Consider the following 15,797-nt stretch of genomic DNA (forward strand, 5'->3'; position numbering starts at 1 on the left):
GATCGTAAATTGTCGCCAGCTTGATGAAAAATATTCAAATTTCGGTGTGGGACGAAAACCAAACTCAGATCTTACAACAGTGGCAATTTACCCCACCCGCACCGATTCACATCGGGCGATCGCCAGAACATCAAGTCGTCATCGATCGACCAGCGATTTCGCGGCTACATGCGACGATTTTCTATACCAGCCTCCGCCAGGGTGGTGGCTACTGGGAAATTAGCAACCATAGTGCCAATGGCACTCTCATCAACGGTCTGGGCATTCTCCACAGCAAATCCACCACCCGTGTCGTATTGACCGATGGCGATCGGATTCAACTAGCCCCCGCAGGCGCGCTCCTGACCATCCAAATTAATGTCGCACCGCTCCAGGTCATTCCCACCTGTCAACACCTCGACAATCCCCCAGGCACCCTCTTCTGCGTGCATTGCGGACAGCCGATCGTCGTTACGCGGCGGATTCGTCACTACCAGATCCTCAAGACTTTGGGACAAGGCGGGATGGGTACGACATATCTAGCTTGGGATACAGCCAAAATGTTGGTACTCAAAGAAATGAATGCAGACATGGCAACAATCCCCAAAGCGCAGGAATTGTTTGAACGCGAAGCCAAAATTCTGCAAAGTCTCCATTACCCTGGCATCCCTGAATACTACGACTTTTTCGTCGCCGATGGGCGCAAATATCTGGCGATGGAACTGATCCACGGACAGGATTTGGAGCTGTACGTGATGCAGCATGGCAAAGTCAGCCTCGCCCAAGCACTCGACTGGATGATCCAGTTATGCGAAATATTGGCGTATATTCATCAGCAACAGCCGCCACTAATTCATCGCGATGTCAAACCAGCGAATATTCTCGTGCGGACGATCGATAAGCGGATCTTCCTGCTCGACTTTGGCGCAGTCAAAGAAATCGGTACCCTCGGCGGTACCAAAATCGGCGCACCCGACTACATGGCACCCGAACAAAATAACGGTCAACCTTGTACTCAGTCAGATCTCTACGCGATCGGCCCCACCCTAATTTTTCTGCTTACCGGACGCAACCCCGCCGACTTTATCGAAATTCAGCCCGATGGCTATCGTTTCAACCTCGCCTCTATCCCCAGTGTGACGCCCCCACTCCAAGCAGCGATCGATAAAGTCACTCAGCGTCGCATCCGCGATCGTTATCTCACCGCCGCCGAATTAGCCAGAGCGTTAGATGCGATCGGCGATGGCTGAGTGCAACGCAGGGGGTATCCTCGGATACATGACGATCGTCACTAATGTTCGGTCTTTGGAGAGATAAATTTAGCGAAATCAGCAGTTATTCTAGAAGATGAAGTCGATCGATAAGCGCGATTGCCTTCTGCAAAATCTGTAACTCAGCTAAATTTTTTAGCACCAAATCATCTTATGAATAAGCTCATCCTACTGTCATTAGTCTGCACTAGCTTTGTAGCGACCATGCCATTCAAGGCAAGTGCAGCATCACCAGTAGATTCAACTGGTGAAACCAACCTCATCGCCCAATTTCGTCGCAACGATCGTCAGTTCAATGTTTACTACCGCAATCGTGGTGCTCGACAATGGAACTTAGAAAACACTTACCTCAATCGTCGGCAAGCCGAACAGGCTGCGCGCAGATTGGAGCGACGTGGTTATAATACCTACGTCCAATTGAGTCGTGAAGTCGGTCGTCGTTTCGGTTAATCTAACTCGACTATGACCATCTTCAATGAGTCGCTAGGTTGAGATATTTGATGTAGTAATCCACCAAGATCGGAGCCTAGCAATCTGATTTGGATCGTCATAAACTAGCAGAATGTGGGGACGGTCGCGATCGCCACCAATACTTGGAGAAAACAGCTTTACCCACATTCTTACTTATGTCACGCTCTGATATTCTCATGAATCAAGCTTTATCCTTAACTGTTAACTCCCAAGATCGATCGGTGGCAAGATCCAAAATTGACTGATGATAGTCGTTCAAGCTATCCCGATGTCCGACACTCAAAAATGTCATCCCCGAGTCGCGAAGCTGTTGATATAACTGCCGCTCATTCTGCGAATCGAGGGCACTAGTCGCCTCATCTAGGATGGCATAGCGCGGTTTATTGATGAACAACCGTGCAAAAATCAATCGCTGTTGTTCGCCCAAAGATAACACCTGCGCCCAATTTTGTTCGGTATGAAATCCACCATGTTGTAGTTCTAAATTGGGGAGATTGACCTGAATCAAAATTTTACTCAGGTAAGTATCTTCAACTTCTACATCCATGTGTGGATACAACATTTGATCGCGTAATGTACCTAAAACCATATAAGGTCGCTGAGGTAAAAATAGCATTTGCGCTAATGGTGGACGGATAATAGTGCCCGTACCAGCATCCCATAAACCGACGATCGCTCGTAGTAATGAACTTTTCCCACAACCACTCGGCCCTCTAACCAACAAACCTTGACCTGGCATTAACTTTACTGATAAATCGGTAATTAAAGTGCGTTCGTAGTTGGGGGTTTGGAGCGTAAGATCGATTAAGGCTAGCCGCTCCTCTGCTGGTGAGTCGGTATCGATGGCAGCTACTGTCACGATCTGTGGTTGTTGAGCCGGAACTTCTGACGTTGACTCGGGGACTATAGTACCTTCCAAAGATTGCATGAATGTATACAACCGCTCGACACCTGCACCAAAAGTTGTCAGCGACTGAAACCGTGACACGATCAGATTGAGCGAGAAAAAGATCCGAATAAATGCTCCTTGTGCTTCGGTGACTTTACCAACTTCTAACTCACCTGCAAAAATACCTGGGGCAACGACGATCGCTGGCAAAATAAACGGGATAAATTCGTAAGCATTGGTCAGTACATTGAGATTTAATTCCCAAAAAATCAAACGTTTGAAATTATCAAAAACTTCGCTGAATTTGCCTTTAATCCGATCGGATTCGTACTCTTCTCCCTGATAAAAAGCGATCGCTTCGGCATTTTCCCGCACTCGTACTAGACTAAACCGAAAATCCGCCTCGGTTTTGAGCCGCTCGAAATTGAGCCGCATTAAGGGTTGACCGAAGATGCCAACAGTTGCTAAGGTACCGATGACAGCATAGACAACCAAAAACAAGATCAGTGGCTGCGAAATACCCCACAGGACGCTGGCAAATGCGACGATCGCCAAAACTGAGTCAACGACTGCTAGCAGCAGCGTGAGTGACTCCTGGGTGAAACTTTTGACATCTTCAGCGATCCGCTGATCGGGGTTGTCGATATTAGCCTCGGCATAGTTGAGATTGTAAAATGCGCGATTTTGAAAGTAGCGATCGAGAAACGAAGTAGTCAGCCATTTGCGCCACTCTACGCCCAACCTGTCGCGCAAATACACATAGCCAGCAAATAACGGTGCATACACCACTAGCGTCCCTGTAAACACCCAAATCGTCTGCCAAAATCTCGCTTCATCGCGGGCGGATAGTGCCGAAATAAGTACACCACGCTTGTTGTTGAGCAATACGCTCAATCCGGTATATCCCAATGACAGGATAATGACTGACAGTAGCAACCCCCGCGCGCGCCATTTGTCCTCGCTCGACCAGTAAGATTTGGCGATCGTCCAAAACTGTTTAAATACGTTGAAATTAAATCGTTGCATTGCTTTTGTCATCGATAACAGCCACTGATGCTTGCATTGTAACGATTATCGATCGATCGCTAAATCGTAACTTTTCAATTCAGTTATCAGATCTATCTACCGCAACGGCTTAGAATTGGGCAAGCACATCCCGATCTAGCTCACGTAGAACCGTTGTATGCCTCACTTGACACAGTTAATCTCGCTCGCCTTCAGTGGTACGATCGTTGTTTACGCTCAGGCTAGTTGGGGACTCTCAGCGACAGAAGTTGCCCGGATTGCCAAAGCGGCAACAGTTAGGATCGAAAGCGATACATCCCAAGGTTCGGGGCAGATCGTGCGACAACAAGCGGGACAATATATCGTCCTGACTGCGGCTCATGTCGTCCGCGATCGTCAAGTCAACTATACCGCGATCGCCACTGACAATCGTCGCTATCAATTACAACCAGATGAGATTCAAATCCTACCTGGAGTCGATCTGGCAATCGTGAGATTTAATAGCGATCGTCGCTATCTGGTGCCAAAAATGGGAGATGCTAATACTTCCACCGAGGGGACTACTGCCTATGTATCGGGATTTCCTAGTGGTACCGCAGCGATCGATCTGTCGATTTTTAGTTTTACCGATGGCAAAATTACGGCGAATAGTAGCAGACCATTAAAGGATGGTTATTCACTCATCTATAGTAATAATACCTTGCCAGGAATGAGCGGCGGCGGTGTATTCAACGATCGAGGTGAATTGGTTGCCATCCACGGTCGCGGTGATGTCGATACCAAAATTCAGATTTCAGAAATCAATCCTAACATCAGAGTTAAAACCGGATTTAATTTAGGAATTCCGATTAATACTTTTCAGCAACTAGCGGTAAAAATTGGTTTGAATAGCGGTACGAATACACTCGTTGCGAGCAATAGACCTGTTAAAGCTGATGATTATATCCTGAGCGGGTTCGAGCGCGTCTCCAAATCTGATTTTCCTGGTTCGGTAGTCGAATTTACCAAAGCGATCGCACTCAATCCCAGATCGTTGACAGCCAAGTTCTGGCGGGGAACTTGTAAGTTATTGCTTGGCGATGCTCGGGGCGCAATTGCCGATCTGAATGCGGCAATCGCCCTCAATCCTCAAAAGGTAGAAGCCTACATGTATCGAGGTGCTGCCTACGCCAAATTGGGCAATAATATCAATGCAACAAGCGATCTAGATCGAGCTGTCAGTCTCAGTCCACAGTCAGATTTTAGCTACAGCAATCGGTGCGCGCTCAGATTCCAACTCGGCAAATTTGCCGATGCTGTTGCCGATTGCGATCGCGCGATTCAACTCAGCTCTAAGAATGCAGTTCATTACAGTTCGCGCGGTGCGGTATACTACCAACTCAAACGCTATCCACAGGCTTTGCGCGACCAAAATACCGCCATCAGCCTCGATCGCTATCTGCCCCAGGCGCATTATGCCCGAGGTTTTATTCAAGCAGCAGTGGGAAATAAACAGGACGCGATCGTCGATTTGGAAGTAGCGGCTAAGTTATATCTCGATCTCCAAGATACTCAAAAATATCAACAAACCCTGAATAAAATTGCCGAATTACAAACATCTAAATAAACCTAACAGTAACATCAGTTCGGGATAAGAAGAGCCTAGAGACTAAAGTCTCTGCTCATGATGCAAAGTCCGCCTACGCGGACTAGAAGATTCAGTCCGCGTAGGCGGACTTTGCATCATAAGCCCCGATTTTAATCGGTGGTGGTATTGGGATGGAGCTGTTAGATTCGCGATCGAGTTGTTATTGTAAAATTGTTTTAGATACCATCCGCGTTTTTTTCTTCTCCGCTTCCGAGAGATCTTCGCCACCTTGGAGGATGGTAGCGTTGGATTGCAGCACTGTTGCTGCATTGGTATCACCCATTTGGAGCGCGGTTTTGGCGGCGGTTTGGAGGAGAGTGGCGGCACCTGCGCGATCGCCTTGTTGGAGTTTTTGCTCGGCGAGTTGCGTTTGTCGATATTTTGCCAACGCGAGTGTCTGTTGCTGGACGTTACTATCGACGGATGGCTGATGATTGCGAGTGACATTGACATTGACAGTCACAGGCGGCGTCAGCAGATCGGTCAAACCTTTGGCAGGGTCATCATAGCGGATTTGGAGAGTCGCGATCGCCTGCTCGCCTTCGGCTAGTTGTCCGATATAAGTATTCACCAGGATCACTCGCGAGAGATCTTTCATCAAGTCGCCAAGGCGGACGATCTGGAGATTGCCCGCATCTTCAATCGCTAACTCGATCGTCTCTGGAGCCACTTGCGCGACGGGTTTGAGTTCGGCGAGTCGGACTTTGGGCTTGAGTTCGAGCTGGAGATAAGCATTGGTTAAGCCGACTGCTTGCATCCGGTTGAAGATCCGTCCGAATTCGCTCACGGCTTGGGATGCTGCTTCGATATAGGCGAGAGTACCTGCGGCAGTATCCGCAATTTTTTCGAGGATATTTTGGTTCCAATTCTCACCAAACCCCAGCGTATTGAGCGTAATATTGCTCTCCGTGGCAAATCCTGCTAGTTTGATACACCTGTCGTCATCACCGTGTTCGTTTTCGCCATCGGTGAGGATAAAGGCGTGAGAGACGCGATCTTGGCGTCCTTCAATGAGCTGTGTAATTCCAAGTTTAATCCCCGCATCGATCGCCGTACCGCCAGCGGCTTGCAATTTATCGATTTTGGCAAAAATCTCAGTAGGATCGGTGACTTGCTGACAGGGGACAATCACTTCCGCCTGATGATCGAATGCTACTACTGACAACCGATCTTCCGGTTTTAGTCCTTTAATCAATTCTCGCGCCGCTTCTTTGACAGTACTCAATGGCGTACCCTTCATCGAGCCGCTATGGTCTAAAATCAAACATAAATTCAGCGGTAATTGGCCATCTTGAGGTTCGGCGAGAGCTGATACCTCGATCGATAGCTGTCGCTGCGTACTACCTTGACTGATATCTACCTGCGGATCGCTGATGACGGTTTCGAGCGCAACTTGCATCGGATTCAACTCCTCAATGGTGAAAGGTGGATGGCGATTCGCGCTCCTCGGGTTCCCCGAGGGTTTAGCGGATGCGCTCCGGTCGGGGAACCCGACCATGGAAGCGCACCAAGCAGCGAATCGAGACAGTGGATGGTGGGTGGTGAATGGAAAAAGAGAGTTGACGGTTAAATTTTGGGGATTTTGGACTTTATCTTCATTCAACCACATCCACACCTAAGTTGTACTAAACCCCATCCACTATCCACTAATTTACAACCCTTCCAACGGTACTCCTAAAAACCGTGCCAAATCTGCACCTTGAGTTTCTAGCTCAGTCAATGAAATCGGTTCGCCCACACGAGTGAGGGGGATTTCTCGACGACCTTTGATCCGCACATAGAGAGTACGGCGGGGGCTGAGTCCATCTTTGATATCGACGCGGACAGCTTGGGCATCAGCGAGTTGACTTTTGAGTTCGATCCGGCGATTCTTACCTGGGAAACCATTCCGAAAAATCGTAATCTCACCAGCCTCGCGATCGAATTTATTGTACCCGCCCCCAATATCGAGACTAATTGCCACCCACAGATAGGTGGCGAGTAAGGTACCAGCGACACCATAAAAAGTCAGCGCGATCCCTTGGGGGATGAATGCTAATGCCAGTGGATTGCTCACAGGTAGCAAGTTGACTTTGAAATAGCTAGAGAGTCCAGCCAGTAAAAATCCAATCCCCCCAATCGAGACGACTATCGCCCAAAAGAAGTTACTAAAACGGCGCGAACCTAATACTGGTTGGGACAAAACTGTCCGATTTTCGGTGACTGCTGTAGACATTTTGAATAAATTAGGTTTGATATACGTCGTTCGCGCTGCCTGTGCCAAGCACAATCGCGAGTATCTCTACCTACTATTACCGATCGATCGAGTTCTCGATCGAATTTGTCCCCAATTTTTACGCTTCTTCATCTATCCCCAGGTAGGGGCAACTTATCAATTAAATTCTTTCCCAGCGAAACTGGCGATCGCTTTCAGTGATTGGCACATCATTGATACTAGCAAACCGTCGCATCATCAGCCCATTGGGTGCAAATTCCCAGTTCTCATTTCCATAAGCCCGATACCAGTCACCAGCCTGATTGTGATACTCATACTCAAATCGCACGGCAATCTTATTGTCCATAAAGCACCAGAGTTCTTTCTTCAGGCGGTAATCTAGCTCTTTTGCCCACTTACGGGTCAAGAATTGAGCAATTGCGGCGCGTCCATTCAAGAATTCCGATCGGTTGCGCCACTCGGAATCTTCGGTGTAGGCAAGTGCTACCCGTTCGGGATTGCGGGTATTCCAAGCATCTTCAGCCGCTTGCACTTTGGCAAGGGCAGTTTCGAGGGTAAATGGCGGCAGTGGTGGTTTAGTTTCCATTGATTTGACTTTAAATAAAATTATTGGTGGTCAGGGATGCTAATGCAGTCATCACTCAATTTTTTGGCAGAGTGTAGGGTGTGTGAGGCGTTGGCGGAGCCGCGCCGAGAGGTAATCGCCGCATAAGCACCAAGGTTCCTGTCACCTACCCACCGATCTTACCAACCTTGTAGACCTTAGCATCACCAGAACTGACTCGATCGTCACCAGCGGCGTTAGACGATCGCAGTCCCAGTCTAGACTGAGAATGGCTTATTTTATAAATCTGACTTGTGGCTAAAATTACTAAAAATACGATTAAAGTGGGTGCTCTAGAGTGGTTTTATGGCGAACTCGCGCCCGTCGGCGGGGACAGTCTGCGAACGGTAATTTTTTTACATGGATTGCCAGCTCAAAGTTTGACTTGGACGGGGCTGATGCCACCTCTAGCCGAACAGGGGATACGATCGATCGCGCCTGATTGGATTGGGTTTGGTAATTCTAGTAAGCCTGACCAGCGGGATTTTGACTACACTCCAGATGCCTTTGTGACTGCTTTGAGCGAGCTGGTGAATAGTTTGAAGGTCGATCGCTTTTCGCTAGTCGTGCAGGGCTTTCTGGGTACGGCTGGCATTCAATATGCCTTGCGTAATTCCGATCGCGTGGACAGATTAGTCATTCTCAATGCACCACTGACGACTGGCATCAAACTACCTTGGCAGTTGCGGCAATTGGGCTTACCTGTGGCGGGTGAGATGCTCGTGCAAGATCCGCTCTCGGTGGAGCGCACCCTGGAAGCTGGCTGCAAGCAAGTCATCGAAGACCAGTATCTAGAAGCTTACCGCAAACCATATCTCAAAAGCTCCGCCCCTGGACGCGCGTTACTCGCGACAATCCGCAATCTCAGATTGGGCGAAGTTTTGCCAGAGATCGCGGCTGGACTTCCTACGCTAGATATCCCGATTCAGGTAATTTGGGGAGCCGCAGATCCGTGGCTGGATCTCGCTCAGGCAGAAGCTTGTGTGAAATCTATGCAACAAGGGGAATTAGTTACCTTACCTACTGCCGCGCACTATCCCCAGGAGCATTGGTACGCCCAGATGAAGGCCCCGATGATGCAATTTTTGTGCCGTCAAATCTAGTGTGGGGACAGAGATAATGTGTGTGACGATCTCAGCATCACCAAAAGTAGGTCGAATCAAGTCTTTCTCGCCTCATATCAGCCTATAACCTAGCTGGTGGGCAGTGCCCACCCTACAATTTTAGCTGGGGAGACGGGGAGTCGTTCATTCACCATTCACCATTCACCATCCACCATTCACCCTAAAGCCTAATACCCAATCCCTAACATCAATAATTACGAGGCTGGAGCCTAAGTATTAGCAGTATATGGTAAGGTCAATGTGAGTCGATAGTCTATCGCTACTAATTCTTACCAGCTCATTGCTATGTCTGACCTGCCTTTCACCCTGGATCAGTTACGGATTCTCAAGGCAATTGCTGCGGAGGGAAGTTTCAAGCGCGCTGCGGATAGTTTGTATGTCTCTCAGCCTGCGGTCAGTTTACAGGTACAGAATCTCGAACGTCAATTGGATGTGCCGTTGTTCGATCGCGGTGGGCGACGGGCGCAACTGACTGAAGCCGGACATCTGTTGCTCAGTTATGGCGAAAAAATTATCACCCTGTGTCAAGAAACCTGTCGGGCGATCGAGGATCTCCAAAATCTCCAAGGTGGTACGCTGATCGTGGGGGCATCTCAAACTACAGGGACGTATTTATTGCCTCGGATGATTGGGGTATTTCGACAAAAATATCCTGATGTCTCCGTTCAGTTACACGTCCACTCGACGCGGCGCACGGCTTGGAGTGTCGCTAATGGACAGGTAGATCTGGCGATTATCGGCGGTGAGATTCCAGCAGAGTTACAAGAATCTCTCGATATTTTGCCCTATGCTGAGGATGAATTTGCCCTAATTTTACCGACTACGCATAATTTCGCGGGGATGAAAAGTATCCCGAAAGAAGATCTGTACAAATTGCACTTTATTTCACTAGATTCCCAATCGACAATTCGCAAAGTAATCGATCGCGTTTTGACTCGCTGCGGTATCGATCCCAATCGGCTGAAAATCGAGATGGAACTCAATTCGATCGAGGCGATCAAAAATGCCGTCCAAGCAGGTTTGGGCGCAGCTTTTGTATCTTCATCGGCGATCGAACGTGAGGTCGAAAATGGTACGCTCAGTCGCGTATATATCGATGGTGTGGCGATCGATCGGATGCTCTCTGTGATCGTCAATCCCAATCGCTATCGTTCCAAAGCGGCTGAAGCTTTCGCTCAAGAAATCTTACCCAATTTCACTACATACCCTTGGGATGCAGGTAAGCTTTTTTCCAAGCGAGTTAAACCAGAAATTGATATCGAAGAAGACAGTTGACAGTTGACAGTTGCTGCTTTAAATACATTTCCATCCCTAAAGCCTAAAGCCTAAAGCCTAAAGCCTAACTCTTACCTAAAGAGATAGACATCGAGCCAGCCACAACGAGGATTGCACCGAATAAGCCGAAGCTGGTGAGATGTTCGGGTGTGACTAATCCAGGTGCTAACCAAGCGGTGATACTCATCGAAACGATCGTAAAAATTGGAGCTAGAGCTAAAATCGCACTGACTCTAGAAGCTTCCCAATGTTGTAAAGATTCGGCAAAAGCTCCATAGGCGATGACGGTATTCAAGCCACAAAAAATCAATGCGATCCACTCGATCGCGTTAAGATCGATTAAGGTTTGGGGTTTAGCCACAGTCCAAAAAATTAAGCCGCACGCACCATAGATCGTCCACATGATGTGTGTGGAGTCCAATTGAGTTAATAATTGTTTTTGAGCCAGTGCATAGATTGCCCAAGTAATTCCAGCCAAGAGTAAGATGATGCTACCGTTGATGTAGCGATTCTCCAAAGGAGAGGCTCCGCCAACGCTTTCAGTGGCTAATACTTTTAATTGTTCGTAAAAGAAACCCATAAATCCAGCAATTAGAATGCTGACACCCATCCATTGATAGCGCGTGTAGCGTTCTTTAAAGATTGCTAATCCCCCCAAGCTCAAACATAAGCCCGCTGACTGAATCAATACTTCCGCATGAGAAGGAGAAGTTGCTTTTAAACCCATCACAAAGAAAATATAATTGGCAGTCAAGCCGAGGATGGCGATCGCGAATAGATATAGAGGTACCGATCTTAGTTGCGAAAGTTTAGGAATATTTCCTTGCTTCAATAAGTAACAACTTAACAAGATAAAGGCAGTGACAAATCGGAACCAATTGATTGTATAAATATCAAGCTTTTTTAAGATAATAGCTAGAGCAATTGGTAAGATGCCCCATAAAGTTACCGTGATTAGCGACAATCCCAATCCCAACCGCCAATTACCTGTCGTCCGATGCAGTTCCATTAATTTAGGTATGATGAGTAGGTGAGAGCGGTTAGTAGTTAAGTATGAATTATAATATAGAGTTACTCGCAGTCATCCGCGATCGGATCGATAATTGCCCGCAGCAACAGATTACTTTTGCTGAATACATGGACTTGGTATTGTATCACCCACAGTATGGTTATTATGCCAGCAAAGCCGAGCAGATCGGCACACGCGGTGACTTTTTGACATCGCCGCATTTAGCCGCTGATTTTGGGGAGATGCTGACAATTCAGTTATACCAAATTTGGCAGATCTTAGGTGAGCAACAGCAATTTACGATTGTAGAAATGGGTGCTGGGCAAGGTTTATTAGCCGCTCAAATTTTAGATTACTCACATCGAGAATATCCCGACTTCTGGCGATCGATCGATTACATCATCATCGAAACTGCACCCGCGATGATTGTAGCACAACAGCGGAGATTGGCGGATTTACCCGTGCGCTGGTGCAATTGGGCAGAAATACCCGATGGATCGATCTGCGGTTGCTTTTTATCGAACGAATTGATCGATGCTTTCCCAGTCCATCAAGTCGTAGTTACCGAGCGAAAATTACAAGAAGTTTATCTCGTATTCGATCGCGATGAGCTAGTATTTAGAGAGACGATCGCCGAACTATCTACAGCGAAACTAGAAACTTATTGGCAACTAAATAATATCGATTTACTTAGTGGCAAATATCCAGATCGATATCGTACTGAAGTAAATTTAGCAGCCTTAGAGTGGTTGGAACTAGTTTTTAAAAAGTTGCAGCGGGGTTATATTATCTCGATCGATTACGGCTATCATGCCGATCGCTACTACAATCCGATGCGCCAGGGGACGTTGCAATGTTACTACCAGCACGCCCATCACAACAACCCTTACATCAATATCGGCAACCAAGATCTCACCGCACATGTCGATTTTACCGCACTTCAAAACCAGGGCGAGTTATTGGGTCTACAGACAGTCGGATTTACTCAGCAAGGAATATTCCTCATGGCGTTGGGGTTGGGTGAGCGAATAGCCGCAATTTCGACTAGTGGCGGCGATATCCAGTCTTTACTCCAGCGTCGTCAAAATCTACATCAATTAATCGAGCCGATGGGATTGGGTAAGTTTGGGATATTAATTCAAAGTCAAGGGTTGACACCAGCAGAACAGCAAATATTGCTAAGTGGGTTGTCAATTTCTTAGTTGATGTAGGGTGTGTTAGGCGACAGCCGTAACGCACCACGCGATCGATGCTACAGAGCTAATATTAGTCTGCGTAGGCGGACTTTGCATCACCAGCAGCGGTTTTAACCGCTGAAACTCTAGGAACTCTGACAAACATGAACACCTATCAATTTAACTATTCAATTTACCAACGGCCATTTCGACAACCACTCAAAACTAGTCATGGTGCGTGGAAAATTCGGGAAGGAATCATCATCAAACTCACAGATAGTGCGGGTAGATCGCAACAAGGAGAAATCGCCCCGATCCCCTGGTTTGGCTCAGAAGCGATCGATCGCGCAATATCATGCTGTCAACAAGTCGGAGAGCAGATTACCACCGCCCAAATCTACCAGATTCCCGACGATTTACCCGCCTGTCAATTTGGATTTGGAAGTGCTTTGATAGCTTTCGACGCCGATTCTGCGACTAGCGATCGATCTCCGATCGATATCAGCGCGCTCTTACCTTCAGGTGCAGCCGCGATCGAGCGAATACAGGCGTTATCCGCTCAGGGATACTCTACCTTCAAATGGAAGATTGGAGTGCTACCGATCGCCCAGGAGATGGCAATCTGGACACAATTAATGATGGCTCTTCCTCATAGTGCCCAGCTCCGACTCGATGCGAATGGCGGGTTGACTGAGCCAGCCGCCGAGCAGTGGCTGGAACTTTGTAGTGGAGAGATCCGGATCGAATTTATCGAGCAACCGCTGGCACCAGATGCGATCGATCGCACGATCGAGTTGGCTCAGAAATATCATACCCCGATCGCTCTTGATGAATCTGTAGCGACATTCGATCGGCTCCAGCTTGTTTACGATCGCGGTTGGCGTGGTATCTATATTATCAAACCTGGAATTGCAGGTTTTCCCTGGCGATTGGTAGCATTTATTACTCGACATCAGCTCGACGTAGTTTTTTCATCGGTGATGGAAACCAACATCGGAGCCACCGCTGCCTTACGATTGGCATCAAGTCTACAATTGAGTCGGAGCATGGGTTTTGGAGTTGGCGACTGGTTTGGCGATGACTTGTGAAGTTGGCTGAGTTTGCTACAATAGGGGAACAACCCTACTGGCTCTGTGAGCGTAATGAGGTGACAATCTCATCAAGCGATCCTCGTGGCATGACGATCCGCACTTTTCGCCAAAAAGTCAGTTAAGTGTGCGGAAAATACTGAGGGCTATTGTAGATTAAGTCATCCCACTAGCGATCGTAAGTAGTTATTACATCGCTGATTCAACCAATAGATGTCAACGGTGCCAATTACTGTTCGATTTAGCGGCTGGAGCGCAATTGTGCTCTTAATGTGTAGTGTCGGTGCTCAAGCTCATCCCTCATCACCCCCAATCACCAGCCCAACGCCTCAAATTCATCCAAACGCTGATGGCAACATTTTATCATCACAGCCACACAAGGCGGTAGCACTAACTCGACAAGATCCTCAAGTGGTGAATCATCCGAGATCGCGATCGAGTATCTGTCGGGCTTTCCCCTGTCTGATTTTGAGCTTAGATCCCAGCCATGCTCACAATAGATTTAACAACCCTACTTATAAATTGACTGCGTATCGAGATCGGACATCGGATTATTTGTTTCAGCTCGATGCCGTGGCTGGCAGAGGATTTACTCAAGCTAGGAATCGCTATCAGAGCAATACAGAGGCTCCTCTACCAGATGGATCTTATAGTGTCTCAGCCAGAACAGTTGTCGGAACGATCTGGGAGGTTGGCGGTACGATGGTACCGATCTTCCCCAAGCCTGGTTTCGATGCGCGGATGAGACGAACTGCACTCGGTATTCACTGGGACCCTAGTTTTAATAAAGACAAAAAGGAGGATGGTACCTCTGGTTGTATCGCACTTACCACTAAGGGCGATTATCATCGAGTCAGAGATTTTGTTTTGAAATATCGTCCTCGCTCTCTAGAAGTACGCATCGAGCATAATTAAATTAACAGGAGAAAACCATGAAATTTCCCACAATCGATCGCCTCATCTGTTTGACAATGTTGACTTCCTCAATGTTGATGCTCGTCACCCCTAGCTTTGCCCAAAGCGGTCCTGGTGGCTATGGCAACGTTAGCAGAGTCTATAGTTGTAGTCGTGATGGCGATCCGATCAATCTGCGCGCTCGTGCCGGACAACAATTTCAAGTAGTCAGAAGAGTTCCACCTGGCAGGGAAGTTGTTTTGATTGGCAATACTAGAGTCGTTGGCAATTATACCTGGCAAAAAGTGAATTTCTATGGTGCGATCGGGTGGGTTAGAGGTGACTTTTTGTGTAATTAATCTCACCATAGTACTCTATAAATAGTGGGTTTTGGTGTACTCGACCCAGCTCCAAAAGTAAGCATTTAATTTAATTCATACTCCTGAGTCAAGTCAGGTAACCAACCCACTGAGCTAAAATATCTGGCGAACCATACCACAGTCCCGCAGTACGTGGTGAATGTTTCACCCCTTCAATCGTAAGATTAGTCGCACCAGCCAAATGCGCCGCTGAGATCGCGGTAATCCCATCACCCCAAGTATTTCCCTCGCCACAAGTCTGCTGATAACTACTATATGCCAACCATTGCCCGAGCTTTTGCGCGCCATAGATCGATTTACCTGCCACACAAATATACTTGACATCTGGGTACATCGCGCCAGGATAATTATCGTTCACAAAATCAAGATTTTTCTTCGTCCAGCGTTCGCCACTAATGTGTGGAGTTCCCAGTGTAATCAAGTTTGCAACTTTGGATTTAGCGTTCCATAGTTCTTCAGTTTCAGTAACATCGCCATGAATAATATACGGTATCTCCCCAATATAAATCCGACTAATCCAGCCGCCAGCGGAATGTCCGATCAGATTTATTTGGGTAGCTTGGTTATGATTTAAAGCTAAATTAACAGTGATGTCGAGTTGTCGCAAAATCGGAATCATCGATCGACCGCCGAGTGTCGGTAGCCAATCTCGTTTGCGGAGTGGTACTGTCATTGTGGGCGTTCCCAGTGCGGTTAGAGCTTGCTGAAGCGGCAGATAGACATCCGCACTTTCGAGATAGCCAGGTAAAATAACTGTAGGAAGCATTGAATCAGTAGGCAGTTAACAGATA

General features: G+C 47.5%; 15 protein-coding genes. 9 read left to right on the forward strand and 6 right to left on the reverse strand.

Going from position 1 to position 15,797, the window contains the following annotated elements:
• Nucleotides 1-23 precede the first annotated feature (23 nt).
• Both ACEW9I_RS19405 and ACEW9I_RS19410 read left to right on the forward strand, forming a co-directional pair.
• Nucleotides 24-1,229: a protein kinase gene (locus ACEW9I_RS19405; RefSeq protein ID WP_373541976.1), complete on the forward strand. Its 1,206-nt coding sequence runs from the start codon at nucleotides 24-26 to the stop codon at nucleotides 1,227-1,229.
• Between the two features lie 174 nt (nucleotides 1,230-1,403).
• Nucleotides 1,404-1,700, forward strand: a complete 297-nt coding sequence (locus tag ACEW9I_RS19410; protein ID WP_373541977.1) for a hypothetical protein — start codon at nucleotides 1,404-1,406, stop codon at nucleotides 1,698-1,700.
• Between the two features lie 202 nt (nucleotides 1,701-1,902).
• Here the strand turns inward: ACEW9I_RS19410 and ACEW9I_RS19415 are convergent, their stop codons facing one another.
• The gene (locus ACEW9I_RS19415) at nucleotides 1,903-3,636 is read right to left on the reverse strand and encodes an ABC transporter ATP-binding protein/permease (protein WP_373542031.1); all 1,734 of its coding nucleotides are present in this window, start codon (nucleotides 3,634-3,636) and stop codon (nucleotides 1,903-1,905) included.
• Nucleotides 3,637-3,793: 157 nt separating this feature from the next.
• On the opposite strand from ACEW9I_RS19415, the gene ACEW9I_RS19420 reads away from it, so the two are divergent.
• Entirely contained in the window at nucleotides 3,794-5,221 is a 1,428-nt protein-coding gene (locus ACEW9I_RS19420; RefSeq protein ID WP_373541978.1) for a tetratricopeptide repeat-containing serine protease family protein, read from the forward strand.
• Nucleotides 5,222-5,402: 181 nt separating this feature from the next.
• On the opposite strand, the gene ACEW9I_RS19425 is transcribed toward ACEW9I_RS19420, so the two are convergent.
• The 3 genes from ACEW9I_RS19425 to ACEW9I_RS19435 form a co-directional block, all read right to left on the reverse strand.
• Entirely contained in the window at nucleotides 5,403-6,641 is a 1,239-nt protein-coding gene (locus tag ACEW9I_RS19425) for a VWA domain-containing protein (RefSeq protein ID WP_373541979.1), read from the reverse strand.
• A gap of 252 nt (nucleotides 6,642-6,893) precedes the next feature.
• Nucleotides 6,894-7,457: a photosystem I assembly protein Ycf4 gene (locus tag ACEW9I_RS19430; RefSeq protein ID WP_373541980.1), complete on the reverse strand. Its 564-nt coding sequence runs from the start codon at nucleotides 7,455-7,457 to the stop codon at nucleotides 6,894-6,896.
• Between the two features lie 160 nt (nucleotides 7,458-7,617).
• Nucleotides 7,618-8,043 (reverse strand): DUF1348 family protein, encoded by a 426-nt coding sequence (locus ACEW9I_RS19435; RefSeq protein ID WP_373541981.1) that lies wholly within the window; start codon nucleotides 8,041-8,043, stop codon nucleotides 7,618-7,620.
• A 272-nt stretch (nucleotides 8,044-8,315) separates the two neighbouring features.
• Here ACEW9I_RS19435 and ACEW9I_RS19440 point away from each other — a divergent pair, with 272 nt between their 5' ends.
• Nucleotides 8,316-9,164 (forward strand): alpha/beta fold hydrolase, encoded by an 849-nt coding sequence (locus ACEW9I_RS19440; protein WP_373541982.1) that lies wholly within the window; start codon nucleotides 8,316-8,318, stop codon nucleotides 9,162-9,164.
• A 306-nt stretch (nucleotides 9,165-9,470) separates the two neighbouring features.
• Entirely contained in the window at nucleotides 9,471-10,460 is a 990-nt protein-coding gene (locus ACEW9I_RS19445) for a LysR family transcriptional regulator (RefSeq protein WP_373541983.1), read from the forward strand.
• A gap of 64 nt (nucleotides 10,461-10,524) precedes the next feature.
• Here ACEW9I_RS19445 and ACEW9I_RS19450 read toward each other — a convergent pair whose 3' ends face one another.
• Entirely contained in the window at nucleotides 10,525-11,469 is a 945-nt protein-coding gene (locus ACEW9I_RS19450; RefSeq protein ID WP_373541984.1) for a DMT family transporter, read from the reverse strand.
• Between the two features lie 44 nt (nucleotides 11,470-11,513).
• Here ACEW9I_RS19450 and ACEW9I_RS19455 point away from each other — a divergent pair, with 44 nt between their 5' ends.
• The 4 genes from ACEW9I_RS19455 (at nucleotide 11,514) to ACEW9I_RS19470 (ending at nucleotide 14,985) form a co-directional block, all read left to right on the forward strand.
• Nucleotides 11,514-12,671: a class I SAM-dependent methyltransferase gene (locus ACEW9I_RS19455; RefSeq protein WP_373541985.1), complete on the forward strand. Its 1,158-nt coding sequence runs from the start codon at nucleotides 11,514-11,516 to the stop codon at nucleotides 12,669-12,671.
• Nucleotides 12,672-12,808: 137 nt separating this feature from the next.
• On the forward strand, nucleotides 12,809-13,732 hold the full coding sequence (locus ACEW9I_RS19460; RefSeq protein WP_373541986.1) for an o-succinylbenzoate synthase: 924 nt from the start codon (nucleotides 12,809-12,811) through the stop codon (nucleotides 13,730-13,732).
• Between the two features lie 222 nt (nucleotides 13,733-13,954).
• On the forward strand, nucleotides 13,955-14,647 hold the full coding sequence (locus ACEW9I_RS19465) for a L,D-transpeptidase (RefSeq protein WP_373541987.1): 693 nt from the start codon (nucleotides 13,955-13,957) through the stop codon (nucleotides 14,645-14,647).
• A gap of 17 nt (nucleotides 14,648-14,664) precedes the next feature.
• Nucleotides 14,665-14,985 carry an SH3 domain-containing protein gene (locus ACEW9I_RS19470; RefSeq protein WP_373541988.1) on the forward strand — a complete coding sequence of 107 codons (321 nt, stop codon included), beginning with the start codon at nucleotides 14,665-14,667 and terminating at the stop codon, nucleotides 14,983-14,985.
• An 88-nt stretch (nucleotides 14,986-15,073) separates the two neighbouring features.
• On the opposite strand, the gene ACEW9I_RS19475 is transcribed toward ACEW9I_RS19470, so the two are convergent.
• Nucleotides 15,074-15,772 (reverse strand): esterase/lipase family protein, encoded by a 699-nt coding sequence (locus ACEW9I_RS19475; protein WP_373541989.1) that lies wholly within the window; start codon nucleotides 15,770-15,772, stop codon nucleotides 15,074-15,076.
• Nucleotides 15,773-15,797 lie beyond the last annotated feature (25 nt).

Source organism: Chamaesiphon sp., from assembly GCF_041738855.1.
Classification (GTDB): domain Bacteria; phylum Cyanobacteriota; class Cyanobacteriia; order Cyanobacteriales; family Chamaesiphonaceae; genus Chamaesiphon.

Bases quoted from the DNA above. Each gene is read 5' to 3' on its own strand.
- ACEW9I_RS19405 (WP_373541976.1), top strand. From the start codon at position 24: ATGAAAAATATTCAAATTTCGGTGTGGGACGAAAACCAAACTCAGATC.
- ACEW9I_RS19410 (WP_373541977.1), top strand. From the start codon at position 1,404: ATGAATAAGCTCATCCTACTGTCATTAGTCTGCACTAGCTTTGTAGCG.
- ACEW9I_RS19415 (WP_373542031.1), bottom strand. From the start codon at position 3,636: ATGCAACGATTTAATTTCAACGTATTTAAACAGTTTTGGACGATCGCC.
- ACEW9I_RS19420 (WP_373541978.1), top strand. From the start codon at position 3,794: ATGCCTCACTTGACACAGTTAATCTCGCTCGCCTTCAGTGGTACGATC.
- ACEW9I_RS19425 (WP_373541979.1), bottom strand. From the start codon at position 6,641: ATGCAAGTTGCGCTCGAAACCGTCATCAGCGATCCGCAGGTAGATATC.
- ACEW9I_RS19430 (WP_373541980.1), bottom strand. From the start codon at position 7,457: ATGTCTACAGCAGTCACCGAAAATCGGACAGTTTTGTCCCAACCAGTA.
- ACEW9I_RS19435 (WP_373541981.1), bottom strand. From the start codon at position 8,043: ATGGAAACTAAACCACCACTGCCGCCATTTACCCTCGAAACTGCCCTT.
- ACEW9I_RS19445 (WP_373541983.1), top strand. From the start codon at position 9,471: ATGTCTGACCTGCCTTTCACCCTGGATCAGTTACGGATTCTCAAGGCA.
- ACEW9I_RS19450 (WP_373541984.1), bottom strand. From the start codon at position 11,469: ATGGAACTGCATCGGACGACAGGTAATTGGCGGTTGGGATTGGGATTG.
- ACEW9I_RS19455 (WP_373541985.1), top strand. From the start codon at position 11,514: ATGAATTATAATATAGAGTTACTCGCAGTCATCCGCGATCGGATCGAT.
- ACEW9I_RS19460 (WP_373541986.1), top strand. From the start codon at position 12,809: ATGAACACCTATCAATTTAACTATTCAATTTACCAACGGCCATTTCGA.
- ACEW9I_RS19470 (WP_373541988.1), top strand. From the start codon at position 14,665: ATGAAATTTCCCACAATCGATCGCCTCATCTGTTTGACAATGTTGACT.
- ACEW9I_RS19475 (WP_373541989.1), bottom strand. From the start codon at position 15,772: ATGCTTCCTACAGTTATTTTACCTGGCTATCTCGAAAGTGCGGATGTC.